21 protein-coding genes and 1 riboswitch are annotated in these 23741 nt (G+C 36.3%); of the genes, 15 read left to right on the forward strand and 6 right to left on the reverse strand.

Features of this window, described 5'->3' with window-relative positions; genetic code table 11:
• The first annotated feature begins 403 nt into the window (after positions 1-403).
• From ACIQLB_RS23270 to ACIQLB_RS23310, 9 genes are all read left to right on the forward strand, one after another.
• Positions 404-2431 (forward strand): diguanylate cyclase domain-containing protein, encoded by a 2028-nt coding sequence (locus tag ACIQLB_RS23270; protein WP_400731051.1) that lies wholly within the window; start codon positions 404-406, stop codon positions 2429-2431.
• Between the two features lie 122 nt (positions 2432-2553).
• A complete protein-coding gene (locus ACIQLB_RS23275) occupies positions 2554-3228 on the forward strand; it encodes a response regulator transcription factor (protein ID WP_400731053.1) in 675 nt (224 codons plus the stop codon).
• Positions 3225-4610: an ATP-binding protein gene (locus ACIQLB_RS23280; protein WP_400731055.1), complete on the forward strand. Its 1386-nt coding sequence runs from the start codon at positions 3225-3227 to the stop codon at positions 4608-4610. Before ACIQLB_RS23275 ends, ACIQLB_RS23280 begins: the two co-directional genes overlap by 4 nt.
• Positions 4611-4842: 232 nt before the next feature.
• Positions 4843-7665 carry a 2-oxoglutarate dehydrogenase E1 component gene (locus ACIQLB_RS23285; protein ID WP_400731057.1) on the forward strand — a complete coding sequence of 941 codons (2823 nt, stop codon included), beginning with the start codon at positions 4843-4845 and terminating at the stop codon, positions 7663-7665.
• Between the two features lie 90 nt (positions 7666-7755).
• Complete coding sequence (gene odhB / locus ACIQLB_RS23290) at positions 7756-8991, forward strand: 2-oxoglutarate dehydrogenase complex dihydrolipoyllysine-residue succinyltransferase (protein ID WP_400731059.1); 1236 nt, start codon at positions 7756-7758, stop codon at positions 8989-8991.
• 599 nt (positions 8992-9590) lie between these two features.
• Positions 9591-9777: riboswitch (Lysine riboswitch) on the forward strand.
• Between the two features lie 115 nt (positions 9778-9892).
• Positions 9893-10750: a transporter substrate-binding domain-containing protein gene (locus tag ACIQLB_RS23295; RefSeq protein ID WP_400731061.1), complete on the forward strand. Its 858-nt coding sequence runs from the start codon at positions 9893-9895 to the stop codon at positions 10748-10750.
• Between the two features lie 179 nt (positions 10751-10929).
• Positions 10930-11655: an amino acid ABC transporter permease gene (locus ACIQLB_RS23300; RefSeq protein WP_400731063.1), complete on the forward strand. Its 726-nt coding sequence runs from the start codon at positions 10930-10932 to the stop codon at positions 11653-11655.
• Between the two features lie 12 nt (positions 11656-11667).
• On the forward strand, positions 11668-12399 hold the full coding sequence (locus ACIQLB_RS23305) for an amino acid ABC transporter ATP-binding protein (RefSeq protein WP_400731065.1): 732 nt from the start codon (positions 11668-11670) through the stop codon (positions 12397-12399).
• A gap of 317 nt (positions 12400-12716) precedes the next feature.
• On the forward strand, positions 12717-12914 hold the full coding sequence (locus tag ACIQLB_RS23310; RefSeq protein ID WP_400731067.1) for a DUF6501 family protein: 198 nt from the start codon (positions 12717-12719) through the stop codon (positions 12912-12914).
• Between the two features lie 58 nt (positions 12915-12972).
• Here the strand turns inward: ACIQLB_RS23310 and ACIQLB_RS23315 are convergent, their stop codons facing one another.
• Together ACIQLB_RS23315 and ACIQLB_RS23320 are read right to left on the reverse strand one after the other, a co-directional pair.
• On the reverse strand, positions 12973-14040 hold the full coding sequence (locus ACIQLB_RS23315) for a toxic anion resistance protein (RefSeq protein WP_400731069.1): 1068 nt from the start codon (positions 14038-14040) through the stop codon (positions 12973-12975).
• Positions 14037-14687, reverse strand: a complete 651-nt coding sequence (locus ACIQLB_RS23320) for a 5-bromo-4-chloroindolyl phosphate hydrolysis family protein (protein ID WP_400731071.1) — start codon at positions 14685-14687, stop codon at positions 14037-14039. Before ACIQLB_RS23320 ends, ACIQLB_RS23315 begins: the two co-directional genes overlap by 4 nt.
• Positions 14688-15540: 853 nt before the next feature.
• Here ACIQLB_RS23320 and ACIQLB_RS23325 point away from each other — a divergent pair.
• The 3 genes from ACIQLB_RS23325 (at position 15541) to ACIQLB_RS23335 (ending at position 17022) form a co-directional block, all read left to right on the forward strand.
• Positions 15541-15897: a VOC family protein gene (locus ACIQLB_RS23325; RefSeq protein ID WP_400731073.1), complete on the forward strand. Its 357-nt coding sequence runs from the start codon at positions 15541-15543 to the stop codon at positions 15895-15897.
• A 229-nt stretch (positions 15898-16126) separates the two neighbouring features.
• Positions 16127-16393, forward strand: a complete 267-nt coding sequence (locus tag ACIQLB_RS23330) for a hypothetical protein (protein WP_400731075.1) — start codon at positions 16127-16129, stop codon at positions 16391-16393.
• Positions 16394-16782: 389 nt separating this feature from the next.
• The gene (locus ACIQLB_RS23335) at positions 16783-17022 is read left to right on the forward strand and encodes a hypothetical protein (protein WP_400731077.1); all 240 of its coding nucleotides are present in this window, start codon (positions 16783-16785) and stop codon (positions 17020-17022) included.
• Positions 17023-17609: 587 nt separating this feature from the next.
• Here ACIQLB_RS23335 and ACIQLB_RS23340 read toward each other — a convergent pair.
• Together ACIQLB_RS23340 and ACIQLB_RS23345 are read right to left on the reverse strand one after the other, a co-directional pair.
• A complete protein-coding gene (locus ACIQLB_RS23340; RefSeq protein ID WP_400731079.1) occupies positions 17610-17891 on the reverse strand; it encodes an acylphosphatase in 282 nt (93 codons plus the stop codon).
• A gap of 45 nt (positions 17892-17936) precedes the next feature.
• The gene (locus ACIQLB_RS23345; RefSeq protein ID WP_400731081.1) at positions 17937-19664 is read right to left on the reverse strand and encodes a methyl-accepting chemotaxis protein; all 1728 of its coding nucleotides are present in this window, start codon (positions 19662-19664) and stop codon (positions 17937-17939) included.
• Between the two features lie 127 nt (positions 19665-19791).
• Between ACIQLB_RS23345 and ACIQLB_RS23350 the strand changes: the two genes are divergently transcribed.
• Positions 19792-20073, forward strand: a complete 282-nt coding sequence (locus ACIQLB_RS23350) for a DUF1033 family protein (protein ID WP_400731092.1) — start codon at positions 19792-19794, stop codon at positions 20071-20073.
• Between the two features lie 229 nt (positions 20074-20302).
• On the forward strand, positions 20303-20503 hold the full coding sequence (locus tag ACIQLB_RS23355; protein WP_049665398.1) for a cold-shock protein: 201 nt from the start codon (positions 20303-20305) through the stop codon (positions 20501-20503).
• Positions 20504-20801: 298 nt separating this feature from the next.
• On the opposite strand, the gene ACIQLB_RS23360 is transcribed toward ACIQLB_RS23355, so the two are convergent.
• Positions 20802-21611, reverse strand: coding sequence for a S1C family serine protease (locus ACIQLB_RS23360; protein ID WP_400731084.1), 810 nt, complete (start codon positions 21609-21611; stop codon positions 20802-20804).
• A gap of 335 nt (positions 21612-21946) precedes the next feature.
• The gene (locus tag ACIQLB_RS23365) at positions 21947-22942 is read right to left on the reverse strand and encodes a S66 family peptidase (protein ID WP_400731086.1); all 996 of its coding nucleotides are present in this window, start codon (positions 22940-22942) and stop codon (positions 21947-21949) included.
• Positions 22943-23164: 222 nt separating this feature from the next.
• Here ACIQLB_RS23365 and ACIQLB_RS23370 point away from each other — a divergent pair, with 222 nt between their 5' ends.
• The gene (locus tag ACIQLB_RS23370; protein ID WP_400731088.1) at positions 23165-23638 is read left to right on the forward strand and encodes a DinB family protein; all 474 of its coding nucleotides are present in this window, start codon (positions 23165-23167) and stop codon (positions 23636-23638) included.
• The last annotated feature ends 103 nt before the right edge of the window (positions 23639-23741 follow it).

The following is a 23741-nucleotide window of genomic DNA, read 5'->3' on the forward strand; positions in this document are numbered from 1 at the left end:
GAAAAAAGGCTAGTTTTTTTAATATAATATAACAATCATACTGCTTTATGCAATCATTTTCCTCGCTAAAACAAAAATTATATTTAATAGTCAGTAAATTCCGAAAAATAAATAATTGCATATATAGTTAAAATTTGTTTATCCATTTTTTTTAGGGTCATTAAGTCTAAAATATCAGTTTTCTAGGTAAAAATAATTGGATAGTGTTTCTTTAGGATTACGTAATTTCTTCAGGAGAGGTAAATTAACAAATTTTATCCTAAAAAGGATATATTTTTTTAGAATCGAGAAGAGTGATTTATTTAAATTATGTTATAATAGTAGTATTGATTTTTTTGTATAAACAGAAACTATATAAAAATTCTATTTAATAGTAACAATAACGACTTATGGGGGTGACAGCATGGAATATCTTTTAAGCGAAGACTTATTTAATGACTTGTTTATAGGAAAAGATTTTGTCTTTTTAATGAAAAAAGTGGGAGACGATTTTCAATATATTCGCTTAAATCAAGCAGCTCGAGCTTTGTTATCACATGAGGCGATTGGGAAAATGCTATCTACCCTTACCTCAAGTCGCAATTTTTTTATAATTCAAGAAAATTACAATCAAGCAATAACGAAGCATAGTCAGGTTGACTATGTGGATTATGCCTATTATAAAGCAGAAGTTCGTAAATATGAGACTTCTGTTCGGCCGTTTAAACATAATAAAGAAGATTATATTTTAGCCATAACAAAAGAGATTCTCTATGATCGTAGCATCGAAGATAAGTTTTTATTTCTGCGCTCAATGTTTGATCATGCTTTTTTTTCAACGGTCATCTTATCAGCTGAAGGGTCTATTTATGAAGTGAACTCCAGCTTCACGGAAGACTTTGAATTAGATACAGAAACGGTTAAACAGCAATTATTCGTCGATCTACCAATTGTTCCTGAAGATGAAGTGGGAAACATACAAAACTATTTACAAAGAGCAGCTATGGGCGAAAATATTGGTAAAAAACTCATCAAGCTTCATACACTGGATAAAAAAGAGCGCACGTATTTAGTATCATTATCTCCAGTTATGCAGGGGGATAACTCTTTTGCTATTTTTCTTCTCATGCAGGATTGCACACAATTCACTGAACAAAAAGCAGAGTTACGCTCAAAATCACATGGTTTAGAGGTTTTTAAGGCTGCTCTAAATTCTGCAGCGTACATTGCTGTATTGGATAGGGATGCCAAAATTCTAGAAATTAATGATTTGTTTTTAAATGCAACTGGCTTTACGGCAGAAGAGCTGATAGAACAACCTTTTAAATTAATAGAGCCTCGTAACAATACTGACGACTTAATACAATTAATTGATAAAACGCTTAAAGCGGGGAATATTTGGCGAGGGGAGTTATGCTACCGTACAAAATTCCATGCAGATTTTTGGGTAGAAGCATCTATAGTTCCATTAAAAAATGAATTTGGCGAGACAGAACGATATTTATCCATTAACTATAATATTACGGACAAGAAAAGAATGTTAACCGAATTGAAAAATATTGAACGTACATTCCGTATCATTACAGAAAATACAAATGATTTGATTGTCATAACAAACGAAGATGGCATCATTATTTATGCTTCGCCTTCCTATGAGATTTTCTTAGGGTACGAAAATGTAGAATTACAAGGTCAGTTTTACAGCAACATTGTGGATGAAGAAAGTAAGAAGGAGTGGCAAACTTTTCTAAATAATTATTCGGGTCAAACGGAAACACAGTTTGAGCTACTGCTAAGGGCAAAGGACGGTACGCCTGTTTGGACTGAAGGGAACGCAACGGTTGTTCATGATCCAGAGCGCGAAAAAGTTTCACAAATTATGATGGTATCTCGTGAAATAACTCATCGTAAGGAACGAGAGAATGACTTATTATATTTAGCTTATCACGATACGTTAACACAACTACCAAATCGTCGTTTTTTACACAAGGAGTTTCCGAAACTATTGGCAGAAGCAAAAGAACGTACTGAGTGTTTAGCTATGCTCTATATCGATGGGGATGACTTTAAGAATGTTAATGATCGGCACGGCCATGACATGGGGGATGGTTTTATCCGAAAGTTTGGCCAAGTTTTAATTACTGCTGTACGTAACCACGATTTAGTGATTCGTATGGGTGGCGATGAATTTATTGTCGTCCTAACTGGTATAACGAGTGATGAAAAGAAGAGACATACACAAATAATGGATATTATTAATCGTATCCGTAATGAACTAAAAAAGGGTTGGACGATCGAAAGTCATCACTTTGCTCCAACTGCTTCCATTGGTATCGCTTATTATCCGGACCACGGTCAAACATTAAATGAATTGCTAGAACTAGCAGATCAAGCTTTATATAAAGCGAAGGAAATTGGAAAAAATAATCTCTATATTACTGAGACTCATTGAAAAAAGTCTGTACCGCAAGTAGCTGCTTGTGGTACAGACTTTTTGTTTGATGTTATGCTATAACAGTACTAAAGAGGAAACCCCTCATAGTTATTAGTTATCTTAGAATAGAAGGTGAAGAAATGCCTAAAAAAATACTTTTGGTGGAAGATGAGAAGCATATCGCTCGCTTTGTGGAGCTAGAATTAAAGCATGAAGGCTACGATGTATTAGTCGCTTTTGATGGACGTGAAGGACTTGCGCTAGCTTCAACTGAAAATTTTGATGTGCTGTTATTAGATGTTATGCTTCCGGGGATAAATGGAATTGAAATTTGTCGTCGAATACGTACGCAGTCAATGGTACCTATTATATTGTTAACGGCACGAGATGCTGTGATGGATCGTGTAGCCGGCTTAGATGCTGGTGCAGATGACTACATAGTAAAACCATTCGCTATTGAAGAACTACTAGCTAGAATTCGTACTATAATACGTCGGGTGACACCTGATGAAAAAAATGGGGGTTCATTACATTTTCGTGATATCGAAATGGATGTAGCGGCCTATGAAGTATTTGTTCAAGGGAAAAAGCTTGATTTAACGAAAACTGAATACGATTTACTTAAATTATTAATAGAGCATAAAAATAAAGTTTGTACACGAGAGCTAATTTTAACCTCTGTTTGGGGGTATGATACGGATATAGAGACAAATGTCGTAGATGTATATATCCGGCATTTACGAACAAAACTACCGGGTGGTATGAATGCCTATATCGAAACCGTTCGTGGAGTTGGGTACGTGATGCGTGAATGAAAAAATTGAGAGATTATTTAGTCAATCAGTCTTTACAAAGAAAATGGATGCTAACATCTAGTGCTGTAATATTTTTTAGCTATACGATCATTTGTATCGTCGTCTATATTTCATTACATACATGGCTATTAAATGACGAGGCAAGTAAAATCAAACGGACAAGCGATGATTTGGTGTATTTTTTAGAGTCACAGGGACCCAATCTTACCATTCAGGAAATTCAGCAAAATAAAGGTCTTATAGATTCTATTGCGGATCGTGATCAAACGATTAGAATGTTTAATTCAGATGGCATTCAGATTCTTCGTATTAATAATACTGCACAGGTTGCACCACTTACCTCGATAGGTGAAATTATTGAAATGACGATTGATAATAAGGATGTCTATGTCAAAAATCAACGGATTCAGCTCGGTTTCTTTCAAGGGTATATTCAGGTGATACATCCATTATCTAAGTTCCAGTCTTTGATGCATTATTTATTGACTACAATGCTAATAGCGGGATTAGGAGCATTATTGTTATCAGCTTCGATTGGCTATTATCTCGCCAATTATTTCATCAAACCGTTGCATGCGTTACGTTCATCGATGAAAACCGTTATGGATAAAGGATTTAATGAACCAATTCAATTAACTTACACGTCTCATGATGAGATTGGTGATCTATTGAAAATGTACAATGCGATGATGAATGAATTGCAAATTTCATTTGCACAGCAGCAACAATTTGTTGCGGATGCTTCTCATGAGTTACGAACACCTATTCAGGCAATTGAAGGACATCTCTCCCTTTTGAAAAGATGGGGGAAGGATGATCCTGAAATTTTAGAGGAATCTATTGATACTTCTCTATCGGAAATTGCACGGATGCGTAAAATGATTGAAGAATTATTAGAACTTGCGCGCCGTGAAGAAAAGGACATCAAAAGTGAGGCTGATGCAGTAGCTGTTATAGAAGCGGTTCTAGAGGAAACAAGACGCCTTCATCCAAAAGCTCGAATAACGCTGTCGAAAGATGAAGAAATAGGGCGATTATTTATAACAGAAAATGCACTTAGCCAAATTGTTCGTAATATAATAGAAAATGCAATTCGTTATTGTGAAAAAATTCCTGAGATTCAAATTTCACTTTCTGTCTCTGGTAATGAGGCGCTTATAAAAATAGAAGATAATGGAATTGGTATAGCGGAAGAAAACATTCCGTTCATTTTCGATCGTTTTTATCGGGTTGATGAGGCTAGAAATCGTCAAATAGGCGGTACAGGCTTAGGACTTAGTATTACAAAAATGTTACTTGAAAAATACAATAGCTCTGTGGAAGTCAAGAGTGTCAAAAATGTTGGAACCGTTTTCTTGATGAATTTCCCGCTGAAATATTGAGAAAAATACATGCTTTATTTAATTATTCTATCCTTTGGGAGAAAAATTGCTTAATTTGCTAAAAAGAGTTGTATTTTTTGTGAAGAGTAGTAAGATTGAGATGGAAAAAACGTTCTTTAAAATATGGGTATGTTGTGTTAAACATCCTTTTAAAGAGCGGAGAAATATTATATAATTAATTGTATTTTAATTAATGGAACTGCCGAAAGGCAAAATTTGGAGGTCATTTTTCATGTCGAACAACGTTACAACTGTAAGTTCTCCATGGTCAGCTTTCTCTGGTCCTAACCTAGGATATGTGATGGAGCAATACGACTTATTCTTACAGTCTCCTGAAGAAGTAGAACCGGAGTTAGTATTATTATTCCAACAATTTGGTGCACCAGTAGTAGTAGAAGGTGAAGTAGCTGTAGCTAGTAATGCAGCAGCTCCTGCTGGCGATTACAAGAAAGTGTTAGCAGCTGTGAAATTAGCAGATGCAATCCGTACAAACGGTCATTTAGCGGCAGATATTTACCCTTTGAATAACCGTGAACTACAAACAGCTCAAATTGAAGAAAGCGCGTTCAACTTAAGCGCTGCAGATTTAGCTGAAATTCCTGCAGCTATCTTCTTCAAAGATGTGCCAGCAAACGTGAAAAATGGTAAAGATGCAATCGATTACTTAAAATCTGTTTACACAGAAAAAGTAGCATTTGAATATAATCACGTGGTAACAACAGAAGAACGTGATTGGATTCAAGCACAAATTGAAACAGGTTCATTTAAACAAGCATTAGCTTCTAATGAGAAAAAAGCTTTATTAGATCGCTTAACTCGTGTTGAAAATTTCGAGAAGTTTATTCATAAAACTTTTGTAGGTCAAAAGCGTTTCTCTGGTGAAGGTTTAGATACTCAAATCGTCCTATTCGATGAAATTTTAAAAACAGCTGAAGCAAATAACGTTGAAAATGTACGTATTGGTATGGCTCACCGTGGTCGTTTAAATGTGTTAACACACATTTTAAATAAACCATACGACATGATGTTCTCTGACTTTGCACATGTATCTAATGATTTATTTATGCCAGAAAATGGTCGCCTTGAAATTACTAAAGGTTGGACTGGTGATGTGAAGTACCACATGGGTGCATCTTACAACCGTGAAACTGGTATGAATGTTAAACTTGCATACAACCCATCTCACTTAGAAGTAGGAAATCCAGTTGTTTTAGGTACTGCACGTGCAGCACAAGATGACACTTCTAAACCAGGGCAAGCTATTCATAACCGCACAAAAGGATTAGGTATTCTTGTGCATGGTGATGCTGCGTTCCCAGGTCAAGGGATCGTAACAGAAGTATTAAACTTTGCAAAAACTGAAGGGTTCACTACTGGTGGTACAATCCACATCATTGCTAACAATATGATTGGATTTACAACTGAACTACAAGACTCTCGTTCATCTGTTTACTCTTCTGACCCTGCAAAAGGTTACGAAGTACCAGTTGTACATGTAAACGCAGATAGCCCTGAGTCTGTAGCTTTAGTAGGTCGTTTCGCAGCTAGCTACCGTCAAAAATTCGGTAAAGATATCGTTGTTGACTTAATTGGTTACCGTCGTCATGGTCACAATGAAACTGATGATCCAACTGTTACAAACCCTGAAACATATAAATTAGTTTCTAAACATGAACCCGTTCGTGCTTTATACGGTGCTCAATTAGCAGCTGAGGGTGTAGTTTCAACTGATGAAGTAGCAGCATTAGATACAGCTATTTATGCAGAAATGCAAGCAGCTTATGATCATGTAAAAGAAATGGCAGATAAAGATGAGCACAAGCATTTAGAAATGCCAGAAGAATTAAAAGTAGAATTCCCACAAATTGATACAGCAGTTGGTGCGGAACGTTTAGAAAATATTAATGAAGAGCTTTTAGTGTTTGAAGAAAACTTTGAACCACAGAAAAAACTTGGCAAAATTTTAGAAAAACGCCGTGATGCATTTGCTTCTGCAAAAATCGACTGGGGTCATGCAGAAACTTTAGCTTATGCAACAATTATTCAAGATGGCACACCAGTACGATTTACAGGTCAAGATGCACAACGTGGTACGTTCTCTCAACGTCACTTAGTGTTACATGACAAAAACAATGGTAATTTATTCACGCCACTTCACCATATTTCAGGTGCAAATGCATCATTTACAGTACACAACTCTCCACTGACAGAAGCTGGGGTAGTGGGCTTTGAATATGGTTACAATATAGAAAATGACCATGTATTATCAGTTTGGGAAGCTCAATTTGGTGACTTTGCAAACATGGCACAAGTTATGTTCGACAACTTTATTTCAGGTGCACGTGCTAAATGGGGTCAAAAATCTGGTTTAGTCATTCTTTTACCACATGGTTATGAAGGGCAAGGTCCAGAACACTCTTCAAGCCGTATGGAACGTTACTTACAAATGTCAGCTGAAAATAACTGGTTCGTAGCAAACTGCTCAAACGCAGGTAACTACTACCACTTATTACGTCGTCAAGCAGCATTATTAGGTACAGAAGGCGTTCGCCCACTTGTAGTTGTATCACCTAAGTACTTACTTCGTCACCCATTAGCTGCAGCAAATGCTGATCAATTAGCAAATGGCTCATTCCAAGAAGTAATTGAACAACCAGGCCTAGGTTCAAAAACTGAAGCTGTAGAACGCGTTGTATTAGGTTCAGGTAAAGTCATGATCGACATTGCAGACCGTATTAAAGATGGTGAAGGCTTCGATCACGTACACATTGTTCGTGTAGAACAACTTTACCCATTCCCAAAAGAGCAAGTTGCTGGTATTATTGCTAAGTATCCAAATGTAAAAGAAGTTGTTTGGGTACAAGAAGAACCTAAAAACCAAGGTTCTTGGAATTATGCATTAGAAACATTACATGAACTTACTGAAGGTAAAAAGCTTCGTTATGTAGGCCGTCCTGCAATGAGCTCTACTTCTGAAGGTGATGCAGATTCTCATAAAGCAGCTCAAGCCGCACTTGTAGAAGAAGCAGTTGCTGAGCCTGTAAAGGTAAAATAATCACATAATAAATTTTAAGAGCCGGGCTACTTGCTTAGGCAGTAGCCCTTTTATGTGCACAATGCACGTTAATTAAAGGAGGAAATGAAAGTGGCTGAAATTAAAGTCCCTGAATTAGCAGAATCGATTACAGAAGGTAGTATCGCACAGTGGGTAAAAAAAGTGGGCGATCGCGTTGAAAAAGGTGAATTCATCGTTGAACTTGAAACAGATAAAGTAAACGCTGAAATCATTTCTGAAGAAGCGGGAGTATTAACTCAAATTTTAGCTGAAGAAGGCGATACTGTACTAGTAGGTCAAGTTATCGCAGTAGTTGAAGCTGGCGAAGGTGCAGCACCTGCTCCAGTAGCTCCAGTTGAAGCAGCTCCAGCACCAGCAGCGCCACAAGCGGCACCTGCTCCTGTTGCAGCAGCTCCAGTTGTAGAAGAAACTTCTGGTGAGCGTGTAATCGCATCTCCAGCAGCACGTAGACTTGCTCGTGAAAAAGGTATTGACCTTGCTGCTGTATCTCCAGTAGATCCACAAGGCCGTGTACGTGTACAAGACGTTGCAGCTCATGGTACAGCTCCAGTAGCAGCACCACAAGCAGCTCCAGCAGCACCTAAAGCAGTAGCAGCTGTTGACGAATCACGTGTGACTGTTGAAAAAATGAGCCGTCGTCGCCAAACAATTGCAAAACGCTTACTTGAAGTAAAACAATCTACAGCAATGTTAACAACATTCAACGAAGTAGACATGACAAACGTTATGGCTTTACGTTCTCGTAAAAAAGACCAATTCTTTGAGTCAACTGGCTCTAAACTTGGTTTCATGTCATTCTTCACAAAAGCTGTAGTTGCAGCACTTAAAAAATACCCATATGTGAACGCACAAATCTCTGGCGATGAAATTCACTTAAACAACTTCTTCGATATCGGTGTAGCTGTATCAACAGAAGAAGGTTTAGTAGTACCAGTTGTACGTGACGCTGACCGCAAAAACTTTGCTGAAATTGAAGATTCAATTGCAGACTTAGCTAAAAAAGCACGCGACAAAAAATTAGGTTTAGCTGATCTTTCAGGTGGCTCATTCACAATTACAAATGGTGGGGTATTCGGTTCATTAATGTCTACACCTATCATGAACGGTACACAAGCTGGTATTCTTGGTATGCATACTATCAAAAAACGTCCAGTTGAAGTGAATGGTGAAGTAGAAATTCGCCCAATGATGTACTTAGCTCTTTCTTATGACCACCGTATTATCGATGGTAAAGATTCTGTAGGCTTCCTTAAAACTGTTAAAGAACTACTTGAAAACCCAGAAGATTTATTATTAAATTCTTAATTCCTGAATTTGTTAAAACCTGCGAACATTGTTTCGCAGGTTTTTTTCATGAAGCATTTGAGGAAGTGACGGAAAAAAGAGCCGAAGTGACGGATAAAGTATTCAAAGCGATGGAAAGAAGAGCTAAAGTGACGGATAAGAATCGAAGCTACGGATAAAAGAGCTCATGTGAAGGATAAAGCATTCAAAGCGACGGATAGATTGTCCCAACGCTTGTGAAAGCTTCTCAGTAAAATGCATATAGTGCAAAGGATATTATCTTTACTGATTAACAATTTCTTTTGAATTACTTGAAAGTAAGTTGAGTATTAACTATTTGCGGAATTTCTGAAGAATCAGTTCTTTATTATATTTATTATGAACGTATCCAAGTATATAAGCTGGTTGGAGTAAGTATAATGGAGCATGGACGTCACGGACTCTTTCTACAGTCTTAATCATTTTTTCAACTTTGCAAAAGTGTATATAAGGCTTTAAAAGGATAAAAAACCCTAATATTGTAATTAGTCAGAAAAGTAATAAAATTATCTTGACGTATAACTTAGTTTTATAGTAGTATCTTATTATCAATTAAATATACAAACCTCACATTTATCCTATTGTGAGGTAGAGGCGCGGTATTTATTAGTTCATTGTTGAGTATAAGCAAGCGAAGACGCAATGGAGAAGGAACTATCGCCGAAGTATAAAAGGAGCTCGTACTTTTATGCTGGGTCTGCAGTGAATAAGTGCAGGACTGTCCTAGTAGATTACTTTCCAGGTTTACTAGGTTGTGCTATCTCGAAATATTGGAATTTATTGTGAGGATTTGGGCAACTGTTAAAAAGATAAGACCTAAGTTCAGAACTTAGGTCTTTTTTGGTACAGTTGTCTTATTTTTTTACAGAAAGGAGAGTTTTATATGAAAAGAAAATGGTTGGTATTAATGTTGAGCGTCATGACTGCAATTTTGTTAGCAGCTTGTGGTACTGGTGGTAAAAAGGATGCGACGTCGTCTAGTGATGGGGGGGCAAATACTGATAAGGGCGGCCAATTCCGTATTGGGATGGAAGCAGGCTATGCTCCGTTTAACTGGACACAGCAAAATGATACAAATGGCGCAGTAAAAATTGCCGATAATGCAGAATATGCAGGCGGATATGATGTGCAAATGGCGAAAAAAATTGCTGAAGGCTTAGGAAAAGAATTAGTTATCGTAAAATTGGAATGGGATGGTTTAGTACCAGCACTACAATCAAACAAAATTGATGCAATCATTGCAGGAATGTCACCTACTAAAGAGCGTAAACAAACAATTGACTTCACCGAAAACTACTATACGTCTGATTTTGTGATGGTCATCAAAAAAGGCAGTAAATATGAAAAAGCAAAATCTATCCAAGATTTCTCTGGTGCAAAAATTACCTCACAATTAAATACGTCTAACTACAATGTTATTGATCAAATCAAAGGTGTAAAAAAACAAACAGCAATGGATAGCTTCCCAGCAATGCGTGTAGCATTAGAAGCTGGAAAAATTGACGGCTATGTAGCAGAACGTCCAGAAGGTATTTCGGCTGCTGCTGCAAATGATAAGTTTACGTATGTAAAGTTTGAAAAAGGTTTCGATACAGATATTTCAAATACATCAATTGCAGTTGGTTTACGTAAAGGCGATGCCGATCTTGAAAAAATCAATGAAATCTTAAAAGGTATTTCTGAAGGTGATCGCCAAAAAATTATGGAAGAAGCCATTCACCAACAACCAGCAGCACAATAACATGAATGCACGGGCTATCTGCTAGTCCGTGCAATCCCATAAAAATTTATAAAATAAGAATCTCTCTAAATAATAATAATGTCTTAGCTAAAAGTTTCATAAAATAAAAGAAATAAAGGCTTCAGCTAAGAAACGATACTGTAACGAACAAGCAACACGACGTTGTTAGGAGGAACATCATGAGTTTTGAATGGATTATTTCTATTGTTGAGAACAACTGGCAAATGTTTTTACGAGGTGCGTATTATACATTACTTATTTCGATTACTAGTACAATTATTGGTGCACTTATCGGATTTTTCATCGGAATTATGCATACCATCAAAGTTCGTAAAAAGGGTGTAAAATTCTATAGCTTAAAGCTCATTAATTTTATACTAACATGCTATGTCGAATTCTTCCGTGGTACACCAATGATTGTACAAGCGATGGTTGTATTTTACGGATTAGATATTGCATTTGGTATTGATATGAACTTTATTACGGCAGGTATTTTAGTTGTTGCACTAAACACAGGTGCTTATATGACTGAAATTGTGCGTGGCGGCATTGTTTCCATTGATAAGGGGCAGTACGAGGCTGCATCGGCAATTGGTATGAATCATTTTCAAATCATGCTACATGTTGTATTACCACAAGTTGCACGAAATATATTGCCTGCAACAGGTAACCAATTAATTATGAATATTAAAGATACAGCTGTATTAAACGTTATCGGGGTTACGGAATTATACTTCCAAACAAAGTCGATTGCAGGTAATAACTTCCGCTATTTTGAATCCTTCTTTGTAGCCTGTGTCCTTTATTTCATCATGACATTCACAGCATCAAGAATTTTACTGTATGTAGAAAAACGACTGGATGGACCAGATGCCTACCAAAAAGAACAGAAAGAAGCAGTATAGGGGGACGAGCAAATGACAGTTATTAAAATAGAGCATTTAAGTAAATCATTTGGGCGTAACCAAGTGTTAAAGGATGTAAATTTCCAAGTAGAAAAGGGCGAGGTTGTCTGTTTAATCGGTTCTTCAGGCTCTGGTAAATCAACATTACTACGCTGCATTAATTTACTGGAAACACCAAGTGGCGGTCAAATTATTTACAAAGGTGAAAATATTTTAGATGAAAAACATAATATCCAGGAATACCGTACACATCTAGGTATGGTATTCCAGCAATTTAACTTATTCAACAATCATAATGTGCTAAAAAATTGCACAGTTGGTCAAATGAAAGTATTAAAGCGTTCAAAAGAAGAAGCCGACGAAATTGCTCTAAAATATTTGCAAATTGTAGGTATGGACCAATACGTCAATGCGAAGCCAAGGCAGCTATCTGGCGGTCAAAAACAGCGGGTAGCGATTGCGCGAGCATTGTCAATGAGCCCAGAAGTAATGCTGTTTGATGAACCGACGTCAGCCCTTGACCCAGAAATGGTTGGTGAAGTATTGAAGGTAATGCGTCAGCTAGCGAATGCCGGGAATACGATGTTAATTGTTACACATGAAATGGAATTTGCTAAAGAAGTAGCAGACCGCGTTGTATTTATGGATAAAGGTGTTATTGTAGAGGAAGGACCACCATCACAGGTTTTAGTAAAACCTCAGCATGAACGGACAAAAGAGTTTTTAAAACGAACATTAAAATAATAAGATTACGCATTCGGTTTCAATAACTAAAAAAGTGAGTCCATATTATGGGCTCACTTATTTTCTAGAATTCCATTCTGCGTATAAAACAAAGCAAATTGCAAATGCAACGGCCAGAATAAAAAACCATTGCGGTACGCCACCAAAGCTCATATTAACACCTCGAAGTAAAAATTTTTATGATTGATATGGTTAAAAAAAGATAGTTATGGAGAAAAAATGGTCTTCTATGGTTTTTTTCTCCACAAAAGTTCAAAAATATTATAAAATAAGCAATAGACATTAGCTTCACGCTAGTAAAGAGAGGTAGAGAGATTATGTTACATTTAAAATGGAAAGATGCTCAAACAGTACGCACAGTTACTTGTAAGCATACAAATGCATCAAAATATTTAGTTTCAAACGTATTAACAGTAGGAAAACAATATGATGTAAAAAATGAAACAGAAGAATTCATTTTTATTATCGATAACACTGGTAATATTGGTGGTTACTATAAAGATTATTTCAAATAAGAATAATCAAAGGGTGGTTCAGATTTCTGAGCCACCCTTACTTGTTGGAAAAGCGGAATCATTCCCTCTTAACGGTCTTTAATTCAGCTACATCCTGTAATTGCTGTTTTTCCTGTTCTGTAGCTGTATGAAGGGCAAAGACGTCTTTGATCGCTGTCTTCAGCTCATGCTGTGTTTCTTTGAATTTCGATACTTGCTGTTCAAAGGAAGGACTTGTAAAACGGTCATTTGTACGAGATAATCTTTCCTCTAGCTGTGCGTAGTGATGATCCATATGCATGGATAACATCATGGCCAATTGATTTTTCCAAAGTGGAATAAGAGTACCGATTGAAAATTCGATTTTTTCAGCTAGCGTTTGATTGGACTGCTGAATCATACGTATTTGTGGCGCAGTTTGTAAGGCAACCTGCTGAGAAACTTGTAAGTCATAAATACGTTGATCTAGACGTTCGATTTGAGCGGCAAAATCATTAAGCTGTTGGATAGCTAGAGGCTGTTTCGTCGCCTGTATACTAGTCACCTTTTTAGGAAGGTCAACTTCAATGGCTTGCTGCTTCTTCATTTGTCCTGCTGCAATAGCAGTCGCTAACTCTTCAAAGAATCCTCTATTATGCGCATAAAGTTCTTCTAGCATTTCCACATCTTTTATCATTTGAAGCTGTGCACGTTCAAGCTGAACACCAATTCGTTCTACTTGGATACTAATACGTTCAAACTCCGTTAATGTTTGCTTAACAGTAGGCTCGATTTTGCCAAACATCTTTTGAAAAAAGGACTGCTTTTTGGGTTCTAATGCGTTAGGGTCCACACGGTCTAACGTTCCCATTAAAGAGTCTAACATTTGACCAATCTTTGTGACGTCTTTCTGTTTTACTTGTGCAAGCATTCGATCTGCAAATTGAGAAAGCGCTCGCTGTGAACCTTGCCCTAAAGACAGGACTGATTCGAAGTTTGTCAGGTCTAGTTGGCTAGCAAATAGAAGTGCTCGACTTTGTGCAAGAGGCGATAGCGTTTCATATGTCGCCATCGCCTCATTATTTGGAGTGGTTTCTAAATAAGATTGCACAAGAGGGGAAATACCTTGTATTGTATTTAGTTGAAATGCGTGATCATTTGCTGTCACTTATCATCGCCTCGCCATTCCAATTGTTCTTTTCGTCTTATATTGGAACGATTCGCAAATTCGATTTCCATTTGAAGATGGTCGATATCGTTGGAAAGCGCATCCTTTAAATCAATTTGAATCGTATCATTTAAATCTGTCAGTGTTTCTCTTGTTTTTGATAATGTAATCTGGATTTCCTTATCCTTCACTGGCTGCCTCGATAACATCGTATATTTATCCGTTAATTCGACAGCAGAAGGAAGGTGTGCATAAAAAAATTGTTCTACATTATAAAACTTTTGTGGATCTGTTTTAACTATTTTTACGATATTTTTTGAAATACGTGTCATTTCGAGTAATTGCTTAAATGCAGAAACAGAACGTACACGTAAATAGTTTTGACTTAAAGTTTGAATGTTTTTATTGGCTGCTGTAAGTTGTGTTTCAATATGTTTGTATTCTTCTTTTGTTATACCTGCTATTTGCATGAATTTCTTTTTCTGTCTATGTTTCAACAACGCCGTACTCGACGCGTATGTTCCAGCAAACAATAAACCACCAAGGAAGTATCCTGGACTTGCCGCAATTGCTGCGATAGAAACAGTTGTGAGAGAAATTAAGAAGCTAGCGGTATGTCTAGAGAAAAACTGGCCGACACTAAGCATGTTTCTTCCTCCTAGCATTTAGATATGTCTATATTCTTATACGAAATAATCGACATAAAGTTTCAATGAAATAATAATCCTTACATAAATTTTACTGCTAATTGTAAAGTTTCTCAATGATATTACTTAAGAACAAGAAAATCCTTTGCTTTATTAGGAAGAAAAGGGGGACAGACGAAAAAGAAGTAAAACTAATTGTCTGACATTGCTCTTCTCTGCAAAGGCGGATAGGCCCGCCGAAGTGACAGATAGAATCGTCAGAGCGACGGATGGAACCATCGAAATGACGGATAGAATTGCCAAAGCGACGGATAGAGTCCCCAACGACGGAAAGAATCTCTATATTCGGATAGGTATTAAAAGGTCTATCAAGGATTAATCATTTTCATTATATTGTATTCAAATTTAATGTAATTCGCGAATTTTTGGATCGCTTCACACGTTGTTAGTCAAATTTTATCTATTAGTATTGTTTTTTTCACTGTTGTTAATTCCTCACTATCATCGTTATATTTGTTTTTATAAAAACTAATAAGCGTATTCGAGATTTTAATCTCAAATACGCTTATATTTCGAGTCTTGCATCACGTCCATTTTAAGTCATTCATTAGACCGAAAATGCTTTAATTGTTCTGTCGAATTGTTGGACATTAACAATGAGGTACAGTTTTTATATAGATAAATTACTCCTGGTGTGGTGATTTAATTGTCAGTGTTTTAAGCCTCCTTCTTACTATTTACTTAGTAATCCCCTCCTACTCGATTATGCCTTTGAAGTTGGAAAATATTACCATATATTCTATTATTTTTATGTGCCAAAAAGGTAATTACCGGAATAATAGGGGGATGAATTATGAGTCAAGTTTGTGTTATCAGCATCTATGTACCTAGCATTGAAAAAGCAATTGATTTTTACACGACTGTTTTAGGTTTTGAGGTAAACAAACAATACGGACCCAAAATCGTGACACTTGTTTACGGAAATTTACCTTTAGTTTTAGAAGAATCGAAAAACGCTAAATCTATTCCTAAAAATTCTTTTGGTGTGGTTTTAGCTTTAAAAACAGAGGACATTTATCAAACAGTCAATATGTTAAAAGAACATAATGTAGAGTTTATTGCAGATGTGCCGATGGATTGTCCTCCAGGAAAAGTAATTAGCTTCAGAGATCCTTTTGGAAATGTCTTAGAGTATTTACAATTTATTTAGGTAGATATTTAGACCATAATGTTTTAGAAAGTCACATCTAACAAGGTGTGGCTTTTTAATTTCATTTCAAAGAAATTAATATTGTTAAATAAGGTAAACAACTTTATAATAGTGTTAATTAAATCCAGTTTTTGAGATACTTTCATGTTCTTAGGTGTTTTTCAATATCTCATGTAACAAAGATTGCGCTATAAAGGTGACTTTATAGATAGAAAGGGAGAGTCAGCATATGCAAAAAAACACTAACAATAAGGTTGAGATATTGGATACTAAAATTATTTTAGAGGAATACAAGGAAAATATAGAATTCATTCAAAAATCATTAAAACAACTTGAGTTGGAAGTTAGTAATTTGCAAAGCGAAGGCTTGGTTGAATTAGAAAAGTTGGCTAATGAATTAAGTATGTTGCAGATGCTTTCAACGAGTATAAAATTTAAAGCTAATAGTCTTATCTGTAATGAAAGTAAAACCATTGAGACATTAATGACTGAATAACATATTAATATCAAGTCATAGCCCATTTGGTGTGGCTTTTTCTTATACTCCATACTATTGCTAGTCATGAGTGTGCTTAACAGATGGCGAAAAAGGAGAAATGGATGCTAGTTTATTGAGGATTTTAAGGATTATTTTTAAATGATGATGGTTACTTTAATTTTGGAAATATAAGAACCTTCTTAAAAGATAAAGAGGGAGAACCCTCTGAGTAGATATTCACAAACTAAACAGTATCATAGTAGTAGTAAAGTAGTGTGCGAATCATATCCGATTTCAGCCGTTTAAGCATGTGGAGTAAATATAGCACAGCGAGGTCTACATCACTCAAGGTATGTCTTTTTTTATGCTTTATATTTCTAATGATGACATATGATACCGTATATTCTATGATTAGTGAGGAAGTTGGTGCCAAAGATGAGAGAAAATTTAGAACAGATTACAATCAGTTTTGTGAAAAAAACGGAGAAGTAATGATGACGTATGACATCAACCACTCTCTATCAGCTTTGATTCCGAACGTTGGTGATGTAGTTAATATTGATGGTAATTACAGGGGCGTGAGTGATAGAACTTTTACTTATAGACCAAGAAGTATCATAGCTACAATCTATTTAGAAGAATTATAATCAGAATTTCAAAGTCACACTCATTATGAGTGGTGGCTTTTTATTATGACATGACATCCGATTGATGTATCGAATGGACTTCGTGAATAGAACAATAACCGATGTGGAAGTGTCTTACATGCGTCAACGCTTGTATACAGTGTTTGGAAGCGTATATTTGAAAGGATGTGAGGGTAAATGAAAGTAACGGTTAAAGAATGGCGTGCAATGTCTGATCGCAACAAACAATTACTTTTAAATGCGGTAGCAACTAAATAAAACATAGATGAAAAGTGGAGTGAGAACATGCAGCAACAAACACAACACCTATTAAAAACGATTGCACAAAAAAATAGCTACATTGGTTAAGGATGGTTATACAAGGGGCAGTAGGGAGATTATTAGAACGCATTGACGGTATTGTTCACAAAGGTTGGGATAAAAGAGAAATAAAAAAGGACTGGGGTATTATTCCCAATCCAAAGTAATAAAATATAAACTTGCCCCCAGCAACGTCATGTTAGATAAAATCGTATTCATTCAATGTTGAAAATAGCCAAAAAGCTTGATAAACCTTGGTATTACTGCACTATAAAAAAGAAGCCAGACTAAACAATGTCTGACTCCATGCGTGTATAACCTTTTAAATCATCAAAAAGCTCTAAAGTAAAAGAATTGGAATCTGCTTGAGGGCTAACACCCTTTTGAACAAATACTAAAAATTCATCTATCGCTTTTTTTGAACCTTCTACTTCAACCTCAATTTGATCTTGATCATTTAGTTTACAGTATCCTTTTAATCCTAGCTCAATCGCTTTTTGTTTAATGAAAAAACGGTAGCCGGTTCCATAAACATCCCCGAAAAATTTAATTAGCGCTCGCTTGTTCAAGCTAACACCTCCTACTAGTTAAGAGGGGAGATCCCTCCTTTGTGCTTAGTGCATTACACGTTCTTTTTCTAAATATGCAATTAAATTATTGAGATAGTAGAGAACCTGCTTCGAAGCTTGATCTACTTCTTTTAAATGAACTTCAGCCTGTTGAATATTCCCAATCTTATAAGCCTCAGCTGCTAACTTCGCCGATTCATGAACACGTAAATGATAGGCGTCTAATTCACGATACTCCTGCAAGTGTCCGAAACGTTCTACAGAGCGAGTAGATGTATACCATTTACCGAGACGACAATCTGTATGCGAAGAGACATCTCTTGGCTCGACATTTTCAAGACCAAGGAACATATTATAAATTCGCCATTTCCATAAAATATGATCGGCCTTTGATAATTGTAAAAGTGCTATAGACGATAGCTGAACATTATTATTCGATATAATATCATTGCGGAAACGATTAATTTCTTTCCCTAATGAGTGTATATCACTAGATGTGTTATGGCTATATTCACGAATATCATCTTGAAGGTTAGAAATTTCAATCATTCGTGCTGATACTTCATCAATAGCTGCTGCCTGCTCCTGTGAGATCGCAGCTGTATTTGTAACATCCAGATTAATACCTTCAATGGCACTAACTATGGCATTTAACAATGGTAACGATTCTTTAGCTTCCACTGTTGCTTCTTTAATAATCTCTGTTGTTTCAGTAATTGAGTTTGACACATCATTTGAATAGCTCTTTAAATGCTGTACATTTGTGGATACTTCATTGAGCGCTGATACCGTTCCCTCAGCAAGCTTTCGAACTTCCTGTGCAACTACGGCGAAGCCTTTACCATGTTCACCTGCACGTGCAGCCTCAATAGATGCGTTCAAAGCAAGTAAATTCGTTTGATCGGCAATTTGGTTTATTAACGTTACAACATTTTCGATATCATTTACCCGTTTTTGTAATTCTGCAAAGGACTCAACAATCGATGTAAATGTCTCTTCAGTTTTAAAGATTTCAGAAAGGGCATGCTCAATTGCATTTTTTCCTTGTACAGCGTGATCAACAGATTCAGTTGTTTTTTCAGAAATACGGGAAGACATTCGAGCAACCTCATTAATAGAAGCGGCAATTTCTTCAGTTGCTGCGGTAGAGGATTGGATTTCTTCGTTTTGTTTATCTAAGCTAAATACTAAATCTTTCATGTACATGATTTTTGCGTTGACATCCATTAAAGAGGAAATTTCAGCAACTACATTTTCAATAGTACGTTCTGTTAATACTTCAACGAGTAATTCCTGATCAACATTGACTGCAGATTGGAAAGATTTCATATAATCAAATGCCTTATTAGGTTTTAAACCAAAATTATGTAAAATGTATGTAGTAATATAAAATGCAAATTGATTGAAGACGACGATTAACTTACCCGGCTCATATTGATTCTTTCTGAATAAATTGAAAAATTTAACGGTTTCATCCACATATTCATCATCACGACTAGCTAAGAAAAATTGAGTCAAGTATCGATTAATATTTTCTTCACTAATTGTCAGCTGAGAGGAGAGAGAGAGTTCACTTAAATAGCTATTAAAAATAGCGTTCATTGAAGGCGTGATATCTTTTAATTTATTGTAGAGAGTTTTTAAATTCTCTTCATCTTGAGAATTAAAATGGTTAAATGCTAGTGTTTTATTAAAACGGCCAGTTGCATTTAAATTTGTACCACGTTTTAATAATTCCTCGAGTTCGGCCTTAGGTCGAATGCTTGAAAACATAAAAAAAATACCTCCCAAAATAATGAATAATAAGGTAATAGTAGCATATTACAGAGTGTTTTAATAGACATTTCAAATGTCTTTGCTAAAATGAAAATATCTTATTACAGCAGGGAATGTGGCAAATATGTATACAATCATTTACATGAAAGCTGATTATGAGCCTTGGTGGAAGTTTGAAGGCTGGGAGGCTTTTATTCAAACAAATGAAACATTTGAAACGGAGGAGCAATTTGAGGCAGCATTACAAAGAAAACTGCAGCACTTCCGAATAACATATGACAATGAGCTTACAAAAGAAGGGGGATTTTGGGCCTTCTGGTCAGAGGATGAAAGTGTTTTTTGTGAAGCCTGTGATGATGATGTACAAATATTTCACGGTATTATCGTTTTGAAACCTGAGAAATAGAAAAAATTAGAAATTTTTAGAAATTAATAAAAAAAACATTTTTCTTTATTTGACAAAATTATGAATGCCAGTTATACTTAGTTTAACAATTAAATTGCTTCACCGGAAACATGAATTCACATATTACAAAAAGTGATCGCGTTAGTTCGGTACTCTTTGTAATATGTGAATTTTTTCACGCTGAAGAAATTACATATTGTTCACTTTTATTTTTTGGAGGTTTTCTTAAATGAAACAAGGTACAGTAAAATGGTTTAACTCAGAAAAAGGTTTTGGATTCATCGAAGTAGAAGGCGAAAACGACGTATTCGTACACTTCTCAGCTATCGGAGGCGAAGGTTTCAAAACTCTTGACGAAGGTCAAAAAGTGGAATTCGAAGTTGTAGATGGCAACCGCGGACCACAAGCTGCTAACGTAACTAAACTTTAATTCTCAGTAGTTAAAATTACATTCGTTAAATTAAGGCATCCTATTGATATAGGATGTCTTTTTTTGCGTGCTTTGAACATTTGAGAGTTACAAAATATGAACGCTAGTGAACTAGTCATATGATAGAGCTTACATACTACCATTAATCTAAATGCTCTTCGAAAAAACAGAGAAAAGTGATGGAGGAGAAGCAAAGCAGTGTTCTCAATTTGTTTTCTATAAAGAAAATAATTTTATTATGTAAACAAAATGAATTGCTTGTCTCGTAAGTTTAGAGAACAAGCAACTTTTCTGGGAATTATCTACTTAGTATACGCTGTAGCACTTCAACAGGAATAAACAAACCGACACGACCATATGGATCCTTTTTCGCCGTTGCAAAGACAATCCCGATAACCTCACCATCAGCATTTATGACAGGGCTCCCACTATTTCCCCGATAAACAGGAGCATCCATCATCATAACAGGCTCCTGCCAATCCTCAAGGGATGTTGACTCTAGTAAAGTTCCTTCATTTGCAATGCCCGTAAAGGCTAGTGGATTCCCTATAAAATAAACATGCTCGTTTTTACTATAGCTAGGATTTTCAGCAAGGGAGAGGGAAGGTAACTCATCACCGGTTACTTGCAATAATGCTAAATCTACATCTGGGAAACTTTGCAGTAACTTGGCACCCATTAAACCTTCCTCAGGGAAAATGACGGTTAATGATTGAGCATTTTCTATAACGTGTGCATTGGTTACGATAAGTCCATCTGAAGAAATCGAAAAACCAGTGCCTTTACTAGAACCTGTAGAGATCTCTACAACAGCTTTTTTATAAGTTCTTATATCTTCTTGCGCCGATAGCCGAGCAGACACCTTCAAAAATTCAAGAGCTGGAATGGAGTAAATTTGAAAGATAAGTGCAAATGTATTCAAAAACAACACAAATGCCATACTCCAGACGATCCATTTGACAATCGGTTTTTGTTTTTTAGGCTTTTTTTCTTGCTGGCGTTCTTCTTGTTCTTGGGCTAACGCCTTTTGCTGCTCAGCGAGGACAAGCTCAATCAATTCTTCTTCGGTCAATTCCTCATCTGTTGTTGGCCTATGTATATCATTCATAAAACCCCTCCTTACCCAAAAATGAAAAGCCCCAAGCAGGATGCCTGTGAAGTCATTCTTATTCAATTTTTTGTAGGGTAGAGGTAATGACAAACGATTCTTATTAGTTGTCACCAATGTGTCTTCTACATGAAATATTTCGTTGTCGTCATTATACCCTCTGAGCGTGAAAGTTAAATATCATCATGATAGACAGTTGCTCTAGTAGTGAAAGAAGTCTAATCGATTGAATTGTTTAAGCATTAATGCTATATCCTACTTTATATTAGGACTCATATCCAGAATCCTTCAGCATTTTCCTTCATTATACGTGAAGTCTATAGGTTATACGAATGTTATGAAAACCAGTTTTCTAGAAAGGTAATCTCTTTACTAGTTGCATTGACGCGTACACGTAAACCGATAGGCATGGCATGCAGGGGGTGAGTGTGACAACAATCAACATCCGCGATGATAGGTATAGTACGTCCATCTAGCTGCTCTAGCAATACATCATAAGGCTTTCTCCCGGTGTCCAAATCATCATACTGTTCATATTTACCTAAAATAATCGCTGAAGCTTTGTCGAAAATGCCGTGTAGTTTTAGCATGGCAAAGTTTTTCTCAACAACAGCAATTGTTTTAGAAGTATCCTCAAGAAGTAAAATATCACCCGCATGAATGTGAGGGAAGTAAGCTGTTCCAATAAAGCCGTACATCGTATTTATATTTCCACCTATTAAACGACCTTCAGCAATGCCAGGTTGAACGGTAATCCATGAATTGTGATGCTGAGTTTTCTCCGTCGTCTTTTCTAACCAGTTTGATCGATCATCTGTCCAAATGGGTGGGATTGGCATGTTATAGGGAATCGTTAATGAATGTAAAAACAAATCTTTAAAATATTGCTCTGTATAATGGACAAAAGGTGGAAATTCACCAAATGTAGAAGCAACAGAAGGTCCATAAAAGACAGGAACACCAGTCTTTGCATACATTGCAAGAAGTATAGCGGTAACATCAGACAAACCTATAAGTATTTTGGGATTCTGCTTAAATGCTTCGTAGTCTAGATAGGGCAGCATACTATTGGCGTTAGTACCACCCATAGTTGGTAAGATCATTTTGATGTGGGGATCACGAAGTAGGGCATTCAGCTCTTCTGCTCGTTCTTTCGGTGTACCGGAGCGATAAAAATCTTTTTTTCCTGTTAACGAGCCTTCTTTTATTGTAAAGCCGAGTGCTTGCAGACGTTCCTTACCTCGTTCATAGCGAGCCTTTGCAATAGTTGTAGCTGGTTTGGAAGGCGAGTAAATGCCAATGGTATCACCTTTTTTTAATGGGGAAAACATAAAATACCTCTTTCAATTTAAGATAAAAGCTATTATACATGATTTTACAATTTAAAGAGTCGTATACTTATTTTGACGAAAGTCATGTAAAAAGTAACTGAATTGAATAGTTATAGCAGAATAAAATATAATAATATTATGTAAACTTAATATTAGAAACTTGTAAGAAAGTCTCTTATTTAATAAGATAGAAATGTACTTACGAAAATGGGGGGCGTTATTATGTATCGACAAGTAGATGATTTTTTAAATGAGTGGTCAGCATCAGCACAAGGTACTATTCAAGTATTAAAAGCTATACCAGATGACAAGCTAGAGCAAAGCATCGTGGAAGGTCACAGCACACTTGGCTGGTTAGGTTGGCATTTAGTTGGTGCTGCTGGTTATTTCAGTTATTTAGCAGGTTTAAAGGTGCCAATGATTCGTCAAGAAGATCCGATACCATCTACAGCAGCTGAAATTGTAGCTACTTACGAAAACCTAGCAAACAGTGTGACAGAGGAAGCGGCAAAGCTATCAAATGAAGACATGCTGGAGGAAGTAAAAGGCTTCACTGGCCCAATAGCAAGAGGGGCATTACTGCGTACGCTGATCGATCATCAAACGCATCATCGTGGACAAATGACAGTCCTCCTACGTCAAGCAGGCTTACCAGTACCAGGCGTATTGGGACCAACGAAGGAAATGCAAAAATAAACGTAAAGGAGGCTGGGACATAACTAGCTTCAATTAGTGAGAAATCCGAATTTGAATGAATTCAAATTCGGATTTCTCTATTTTTTTATGTTGTCTCCAGATA

Source organism: Lysinibacillus sp. NPDC092081 (assembly GCF_044755845.1).
Lineage (GTDB): Bacteria > Bacillota > Bacilli > Bacillales_A > Planococcaceae > Lysinibacillus.